11 protein-coding genes are annotated in these 7,726 nt (G+C 62.0%); 9 read left to right on the top strand and 2 right to left on the bottom strand.

All coding sequences use genetic code 11. The features are described 5' to 3' along the window. Window positions 1-289: 289 nt before the first annotated feature. Window positions 290-631 carry a type II toxin-antitoxin system PemK/MazF family toxin gene (locus VF515_09940; GenBank protein ID HEX7407956.1) on the bottom strand — a complete coding sequence of 114 codons (342 nt, stop codon included), beginning with the start codon at window positions 629-631 and terminating at the stop codon, window positions 290-292. Then, complete coding sequence (locus tag VF515_09935; GenBank protein HEX7407955.1) at window positions 619-852, bottom strand: ribbon-helix-helix domain-containing protein; 234 nt, start codon at window positions 850-852, stop codon at window positions 619-621. Before VF515_09935 ends, VF515_09940 begins: the two co-directional genes overlap by 13 nt. 759 nt (window positions 853-1,611) lie before the next feature. Here VF515_09935 and VF515_09930 point away from each other — a divergent pair. The 9 genes from VF515_09930 to VF515_09890 form a co-directional block, all read left to right on the top strand. After that, the gene (locus VF515_09930) at window positions 1,612-2,040 is read left to right on the top strand and encodes an NADH-quinone oxidoreductase subunit A (protein HEX7407954.1); all 429 of its coding nucleotides are present in this window, start codon (window positions 1,612-1,614) and stop codon (window positions 2,038-2,040) included. A gap of 21 nt (window positions 2,041-2,061) precedes the next feature. Continuing rightward, window positions 2,062-2,568, top strand: a complete 507-nt coding sequence (locus tag VF515_09925; GenBank protein ID HEX7407953.1) for an NADH-quinone oxidoreductase subunit B family protein — start codon at window positions 2,062-2,064, stop codon at window positions 2,566-2,568. Between the two features lie 12 nt (window positions 2,569-2,580). Beyond that, the gene (locus VF515_09920; GenBank protein ID HEX7407952.1) at window positions 2,581-3,075 is read left to right on the top strand and encodes an NADH-quinone oxidoreductase subunit C; all 495 of its coding nucleotides are present in this window, start codon (window positions 2,581-2,583) and stop codon (window positions 3,073-3,075) included. Between the two features lie 19 nt (window positions 3,076-3,094). Beyond that, window positions 3,095-4,255 (top strand): NADH-quinone oxidoreductase subunit D, encoded by a 1,161-nt coding sequence (locus VF515_09915; GenBank protein HEX7407951.1) that lies wholly within the window; start codon window positions 3,095-3,097, stop codon window positions 4,253-4,255. Window positions 4,256-4,593: 338 nt separating this feature from the next. Continuing rightward, complete coding sequence (gene nuoH, locus VF515_09910; protein ID HEX7407950.1) at window positions 4,594-5,793, top strand: NADH-quinone oxidoreductase subunit NuoH; 1,200 nt, start codon at window positions 4,594-4,596, stop codon at window positions 5,791-5,793. A 6-nt stretch (window positions 5,794-5,799) separates the two neighbouring features. Continuing rightward, window positions 5,800-6,369 (top strand): NADH-quinone oxidoreductase subunit I, encoded by a 570-nt coding sequence (locus VF515_09905; protein HEX7407949.1) that lies wholly within the window; start codon window positions 5,800-5,802, stop codon window positions 6,367-6,369. After that, window positions 6,366-6,878 (top strand): NADH-quinone oxidoreductase subunit J, encoded by a 513-nt coding sequence (locus VF515_09900; GenBank protein HEX7407948.1) that lies wholly within the window; start codon window positions 6,366-6,368, stop codon window positions 6,876-6,878. The genes VF515_09905 and VF515_09900 overlap by 4 nt, the downstream gene beginning before the upstream one ends. Beyond that, window positions 6,875-7,183 (top strand): NADH-quinone oxidoreductase subunit NuoK, encoded by a 309-nt coding sequence (gene nuoK, locus VF515_09895; GenBank protein HEX7407947.1) that lies wholly within the window; start codon window positions 6,875-6,877, stop codon window positions 7,181-7,183. Before VF515_09900 ends, nuoK begins: the two co-directional genes overlap by 4 nt. 12 nt (window positions 7,184-7,195) lie before the next feature. Further along, a partial coding sequence (locus VF515_09890; protein ID HEX7407946.1) for a proton-conducting transporter membrane subunit occupies window positions 7,196-7,726 on the top strand: 531 nt, incomplete at its 3' end.

Genomic DNA, 7,726 nt, shown 5'->3' with positions numbered 1-7,726 from the left:
GGTGGTGGGACGGGCAATGTCTGAGCCATATACGCGAGACTACTTCAAACCGACTCACGAGCCAATCGGCAAGCCATCCGTCCAGAGACCATCGCGCCGCCAAGCTTGCAGCGAGTCACGCGACGCCGCACACAGCTGCGGGCTGGCGCCCCCGAGGGGGCGTCGAGGCTCGTGCGTGCAAAGTGGAGCTGAGCTGATCCGTTGCGAGATCGCGGTCTTCGCACCGAGCGCGAAGCCGGAGCGGCTACCGCCCTATCTCTCACAGCCCACCGCGATGGCCCGCCCCTGTTCAGGGGCCGGTATCATCAAAAAAGCCGAGGGCAAACAGGAGGGCGGCGCGGATCTCCTCCTCAAACACGTTCACCGAGACCGTTCCGACGAAGCTGCGCAGGCCTGCAATCGGAACCGTCGCGAGGTGATCGAGGTTGATTGCGGACGTCGTTCTCAACCCACACTCGGGGCCGATCACCACCTCCGATGGAATGCCTCGAATCGTGCTGGTGATCGGAGCCACCGTCACCGTGTGCAGATGAGGGATCAGTTGCTGTCGCGTCAGCACCAAGACCGGCCGACGTTTATCCGGGCTCGGAAAGCTGAACTGCCAGATTTCTCCGCGGCTTACTTTGGCCACCGCTGCGCTCCAAGCACCGGGGGAAATTCATCCGGTTTCACGGGCTGCCGTGCGTATCCGTCGCGATGGCGCCGCACCTTGTTGGCAATGCGTCGCTGCCGCAACCACAGCTGCAGCGCTTCTCGTACCACGTCAGAGCGCCCGAGTTGGCTGGACTCCCCGGCCGCATCGACCGCATCCACGAGCTTCTCATCAAGGCGAACCGAAATCGTCTTCGTCATACAAAACGTATGACACGAGATCACCTTCACGACAACCGGCGAGCCGTTGCGTGCCAATGGGGAGGTGGCATGTGAGGCTCTCTGACCGGCCTGGGTTGGCCTACACTCGACCCAGAGACCAGGAGGGGGGTGCAGCGCCTCTACCAAACTCAAAGAACCCCTTGGTGAGGGTTCGGGGCGTGTTGGCTTTGCACATAAAGTCTCTTCCAAACGGGCACGCTTCGAGACAGCTCCTGAGACGGGGCCTCCTCAGCGTGAGCGGATAAGAAGCTGTCAACAATCAAGCACCGAACCGCTCGGCCTGAGAGCCCGAACCGGCGGAAGCCGGTTTGAAGGGCCCATGAACCCGATCGCGCCCGACGCCACCGCCCGGGGCGATGCCCCAGGCTGATGAATGGCCGCCCCGTTGGGGCTCATCACCGTCGAGGTTTTGAGTCTTTTGGTCTCAGCCCTGAAAGGGCGGCAAGCCATGAGCCCAGGGCAACGCCCTGGGCGACGGAGCAGGCGCGTGTTCATGGGCACAGGAGCCGCCTTCTTGTGGCGGCGTCTCGAAGGGCGCCCGGCAGGGGTTTATGTGCAAAGCCGGGCGTGTTCGTTCTCCAGCTCCTTCGGCGCACGCCGCGGTTAGATGGTCTCGATCTCGCGCCTCTCTACGGGAAAACACGGCATCGTATGCGCGCAACCTCGAATTGACTCGCCGGGGGGGCTTGTGTTAGGCGGAAGCAGGATGGCTTAATCAAGAAAGCCGACCTATTAGAAATGTATTTCCAATTTGCCAACGTATTGGTTTTCTTTGTTATCACCTTCCTCTTCGTTGGTGCGCTGCTGGCGCTCGCGAGCTTGGTACGCCCTGCCAATCCCGAAGCCTTGAAGCTCACAACCTATGAATGCGGCGAGCCGCCGACCGGTGGCGCATGGATCAACTTCAACATTCGTTTCTATCTCATCGCACTGATTTTCGTGATCTTCGATGTCGAGATCGCCTTCATCTATCCAGTCGCGGCGGTGTTCAAACAATGGGTGAACAACGGCCGCGGCATCTTTGCACTGGCTGAAATCAGCTTGTTCCTCGCCATCCTGTTCGTCGGCGTGGCGTACGTCTGGGTAAAGGGCGATCTCGAATGGCTCAAGCGGGTACGCACCTCCGGTACCCAACCGGAGCGGGACCGGCTCAACGAGGCCGCGTAGGCCTCGAAGGAATACCTGACGATGTCGCTGATCAACTCGATGCCCGAGATGGTGCTCACCACCAAGGCCGATGAGTTCCTCAACTGGACACGGAAGTCGTCGATCTGGTGGATGCTTTTTGGCTTAGCCTGTTGCGCCATCGAAATGATGCAGACCCAAGCGCCGCGAGCCGATTGCGACCGCTTTGGCGCCGTCCCCCGCTCCTCACCGCGCCAGTCCGACCTGATGATCGTGGCGGGTACCCTGACGTTGAAGATGGCGTTGCGGACGAAGCTGCTCTACGAACAGATGCCGGAGCCGCGCTACGTCATCTCCATGGGAAGCTGCGCCAACTGCGGTGGGCTCTTCCAGCTGGCGTACTCGGTCTGTGACGGCGTGGACAAGGTCATCCCGGTGGACGTGTACGTCCCCGGCTGCCCGCCACGCCCGGAGGCACTGACCGAAGGCATCCTCAAGCTGCAAGAGAAGATGATGAAGGAGAAATGGCTGGTCCGTAAGGAACCGGTCAGTGGGGTCGCGGCGGCGTAGTCGTCTTCCAACATGGATGCGGCAGCAATTCATGAGCGCCTCAAAGCGCGCTTTGAGGCGGGTGTCGGCGATTGTGATCTGAAGGCGAAGAACCCTTCTCTGTCCGTCGAAGCGGCGGTGATCGTCGATGTCTGCCGCTTGCTGCACGACGAACCGGATCTGCACTTCGACTGTCTCTCCAACCAGTCTGGCGTTGACTACAAAGCCAAGGGGCAGATCGAGGTCGTGTATCATCTCTATTCCTATACGCACCGGCACCAGATCGTGCTCAAAGTGGACGTGCCGCGCGACAACCCGGTGGTGCCGACGGTGGAAGGTATCTGGAAGGCGGCCAATTGGCTCGAGCGGGAGATCTACGACCTGCTGGGCGTGACCTTCGAGGGCCATCCAGACCTGCGCCGTATCCTCATGCCGGAGGACTGGATCGGGCACCCGCTGCGCAAGGATTTTGTCGAACCGGAAGAGTATCACGGCATCAGCACGCACCGTGAAAGCCAGCTCCGCTGATCAGCCACGGGAATCGCGCATGAGCCTCTCTGGTTTCGAAGTCGAAGTGCAACAGGTCGGCAACACCGGCTTGGAAACCGAAGAGATGACCCTCAACATGGGGCCGCAGCATCCGAGCACCCATGGCGTGCTGCGCTTCGTGATCAAAGCGGACGGCGAGGTGATGCGCGAAGCCATCCCCGACGTCGGCTATCTGCACCGCTCGATCGAGAAGATCTCCGAGAAGGTCGGCTACCACGGCTTCATGCCGTACACCGACCGGGTGGATTACGTCGCCGCCATGTTCTGCAACCAGGGCTGGAGCATGGTGTGCGAGAAGCTGGGGGGCATCGTGGTACCGAAGCGCGGCGAGTACTGCCGCGTGATCGCGGCGGAGCTGAACCGCATCTCCAGCCACCTCCTCTACCTCGGCACCATGATCCTCGACATCGGGGCCATGACGCCGTTCTTCCACACCTTCCGCGAGCGTGAGAAGATCAACGACCTCCTCGAAGAGCTGTGCGGTGCACGCCTGACGTACAACTACATGCGCATCGGCGGCGTGGCCTGGGATCTGCCGCCGAATTTCGCGGAACACACCCTGGCCTTTCTCGACCAGTTGGAGCCGTACCTCGACGAACATAACGACCTCATCAGTTACAACAAGATCTACGTCGAGCGGCTGGCAAACATTGCGCCCGTCACGCCGGAGGCCGCCATCAACTACAATCTCGTCGGCCCGAATCTACGGGCCTCGGGCGTGCAGTACGACGTCCGGCGCGATGAACCGTACTCGGTGTATCCGGAGTTGGAGTTCAATGTGCCGGTGGGCACGGGGGAGATGGGCACCGTCGGCGATTGCTTCGACCGCTACATGCTGCGCGTACGCGAGATCAAGGAGAGCGTGCGCATCGTGCGGCAGTGCTTCAAGCAACTGCCTGACGGTCCGGTCATCGCCAAGGTGCCGCGCAAGTTCAAGCCGCCGGCGGGGGACGCGTACCTCCGCGTCGAGAGTGCGCGCGGCGACATGGGCTGGTACGCCGTCAGCGACGGCAGTGAGTTCCCCTACCGTTGTAAGATCCGCACCGGCTCGTTTTCCGCCATGAGTATCATCGACCGGCTGTCCCCCGGCCTCATGATCGCCGATCTGGTCGCGGTGATCGCCAGCCTCGACATCGTGGCGCCGGAGGTGGATCGGTGAGGGCTCCCGCGATGGAATTGAGAACGGAGACCAGGAGCGGGGAATGAAGAACGGGACGATGCACCCGCCCCTCAGGACTCAGCACTCAGAGGCTGTGAGGAAATGCGTGGTCCGCGACCACGGCGATTCCGCCTTGCGTTGCGCCAAAGAGGCGCAATGCCGGTGGTATAGGCTTCCAGCCTGTACTAGCCCGGCGGCCGTTCGGCCGCACCTTCACTGGTACAGGCTGGAAGCCTATACCACCATGGGCGACCTTCGGCCGCTCACACAGAGTGTGCTGGCGAAATCTCATTTGCCTTCGTACCAATTTCCTCACAGACTCTCAGGACTCAGGACTGATGCAAGGCTTCCTTGATAGTCTGATCGCTCAGGGCTACTTCGCCGGCGTGCCGCGCGACCTGGTGTACGCCGGCGGCATGGTGGTCTTCGCCCTCATCGTCATCCTGGTGTTCGTCCTCACGGTATCGGGCATCACCACTTTCGTCGAACGCCGCGTGTGGGCGCGGATGCAAGGGCGCATCGGACCGAACCGCGTCGGGCCGCAGGGCATTCTGCAGTGGCTCGCCGACGGCATCAAGCTGTTCATGAAAGAGGACCTGATCCCCACGCAAGCCGACTCCCGGCTCTTCCGCCTGGCCCCGTACATCGTCGTGCTCGGCTTTTTGACGACCTTCGTGGTGATTCCCTTTGGGAGCCGTTTGATCATCGCCGATCTGAACGTCGGCATCGTCTATGTGACCGCGGTGACGTCGCTGGTGGTCGTGGGCATCTTGATGGCGGGGTGGGCGTCGAACAACAAGTGGTCGCTCATCGGCGGCATCCGCTCGGCGGCGCAAATCGTCAGCTACGAAATCCCGACCGGCCTGTCGATCATGCCGATCGTGCTGCTCACCGGCACCTTGAGCATGCAAGGCATCATCAGCCAGCAGGGCTGGGCGCCGCACACCTGGTTTGTCTTCAACAACCCGTTCACCTTCGTTGCCTTCTTCATCTTCTTCACGTCGGCGCTGGCGGAGGGAAACCGCACGCCCTTCGACTTGCCGGAAGCCGAGTCGGAGCTGGTTGCCGGGTTCGTCACCGAGTACACCGGCGTGCGCTACCTGATGTTCTTCCTGGCCGAGTGGGGCAACCTCTACATCATCGGTGCGGTGGTCACGACGCTGTTCCTGGGCGGCTGGCAGATCCCGCCGCTCACCCACAACGCGGTCCTGCAGGCCGTGCTGGAGTTTCTGACCTTTTTCGTGAAGTCGTACTTCTGGGTGCTGGTGGCGATGTGGGTCCGGGCGACCCTGCCGCGCGTGCGTGTCGACCAGCTGACGGCGGTCTGCTGGAAGTACCTCGTGCCGTTCTCGTTCGTGAACATCCTGGGCACCGCCGCGTGGATCGTGATCTGGCCGCACGGCAACGTCGTGGCGCAGCACCTGATGGCGCTCGTCGGCCTGGCCATCGTGTGGTACTTCTTCCGGCGCGTGGCGTTCCACCTGCGCCGCGCGCGTGTGCGTGAACGAGGGCAGATGTATCTCAGCCCGTTGTCGTGAGGAGAGATGAAGAAGAGCGGCTACCTGCGCAACATCAAGGAGACGTGTGTCACCGTGCTCGATGGCATGGCCGTTACCCTCTCGTACCTGGTGCGGCGGCCGGTCACCATCCAGTATCCGGACCGTATGCCCATGCGGGTGCAGGACACGCTGCCCTTCCGCTATCGCGGCATCCTGGAAGTCGATCTCGAGATTTGCACCGGATGTTTGGCCTGTGAACGCGCCTGCCCGATCGACTGCATCGTCATCGACGCCGAGAAGGACAAGCAGACACGCGAGATGGTCCTGAAGCGCTTCGACATCGACATGGCCAAGTGCATGTACTGCGGCTTGTGCAGCGAGCCCTGCCCGACCGGCGCGATTCACCACACGCCGGAATTCGAGGGCGCCGATTACTCGCTCGAAAGCCTGATTCGGCGCTTCGTGAAGGAACCGGTGACGGCCTATAAGATGAAGAAGACCGGCGAAACCGACCCGGAGATTCTCCCGCTGCTCGATCGCGGCATGCGCTACATCGAAGAATTCGCCGCACCCGAAACCAAGGCGCCGGCCTCCACGGGAGGGGCGGCGGAATGAGCGGCCTGTCCCTGGGCGATCTGGTCTTCTACCTGGTCGCCGGGGTCACCATCATCTCGGCCGCCGGCGTGGCGTTCTCTCCCAACATCGTCTACTCGGCCTTCTCGCTCATGGGCACGTTCATGGGAGTTGCCGGGCTCTATGTGTTGCTGGCAGCCGACTTCGTGGCGGTGATCCAGGTGCTGATCTACGTCGGCGGGATCATGGTGTTGATGATCTTCGCCGTCATGCTGACGCACCGCATCGCCGACGTGCGCATCTCCAATCGCTCGGTGGGCCGATTGCCGGCGTTGATCGTCGTTGCCTGCATCGCCGGCGTGATGGCAAAGGCCGTGCTGAACACCACCTGGCACAGCGTGGCGCCCGGCACACCGGCGCCGAGCACCTACGCCATCGGCAACGGCCTCCTGGGGGACTACATTCTGCCGTTCGAGCTGGCCTCGATGGTGTTGCTGGCGGCGTTGATCGGCGCGGTGGTGCTGTCGCGCAAGGAGTTGAGAGACGAATGAGCATCGGGCTGGCGCACTATCTCATCGTGAGCTTGATCCTGTTCGCCCTCGGGCTCTACTGCGTGCTGACGCGGCGCAACGCCATCGGCATTCTCCTCGGGGTGGAGCTGATCTTGAATTCGGCCAACATCAACTATCTGGCCTTCTCCCGCTTCAGCTCCGGGCAGTACGACGGCCAGGTGTTCGCCATCTTCGTCATCATGCTGGCGGCGGCAGAGGCGGCGATCGGGTTGGCCATCGTGCTCGGGATCTACCAGAACTTCCACAGCATCGACGTGGAGGCGACGGAAACACTGCGGGGTTGAGGCGGTCCTCGAATGGAGCATCCGATCTCAGTCGATTATCTGCGTTGGATTGTCCTGTTGCCGCTCTTCGGCGCAGTGGTGAACGGCATTCCGGGCGTGCTCATCCAGCGGCGTTTTGGCAAGCACGCCATCTCCCTCATCGCCTGCGCTCCGGTGGTCATCGCCTTCCTGCTCTCCGTGCGGGTGTTCGTTCAACTGCTCGGCATGGAGCCCGAGCAACGCTTCCTGATCGATCATCTCTGGACCTGGCTCGACATCGGTGGCTTGCATGCCGACATCGCGCTGCTCGCCGATCCGTTATCCACCCTGATGCTTCTGGTGGTCACCGGCGTCGGCGGCGTGATCCATATCTACTCCATCGGCTACATGCACGACGAGAAGTCGTACTGGCGCTTCTTCGCGTGGCTGAATCTGTTCACCTTCTCGATGCTGACCCTGGTCCTGGGCGACAACCTGTTGCTCATGTTCGTCGGCTGGGAAGGTGTGGGCCTGTGCTCGTACGCCTTGATCGGGTTCTGGTACAAGGAGTGGGCCAACGCCAGC

It is taken from the genome of Candidatus Binatia bacterium (assembly GCA_036382395.1).
Taxonomy (GTDB): domain Bacteria; phylum Desulfobacterota; class Binatia; order HRBIN30; family HRBIN30; genus JAGDMS01.
This window is presented reverse-complemented; position numbering and strand designations above follow the sequence as displayed.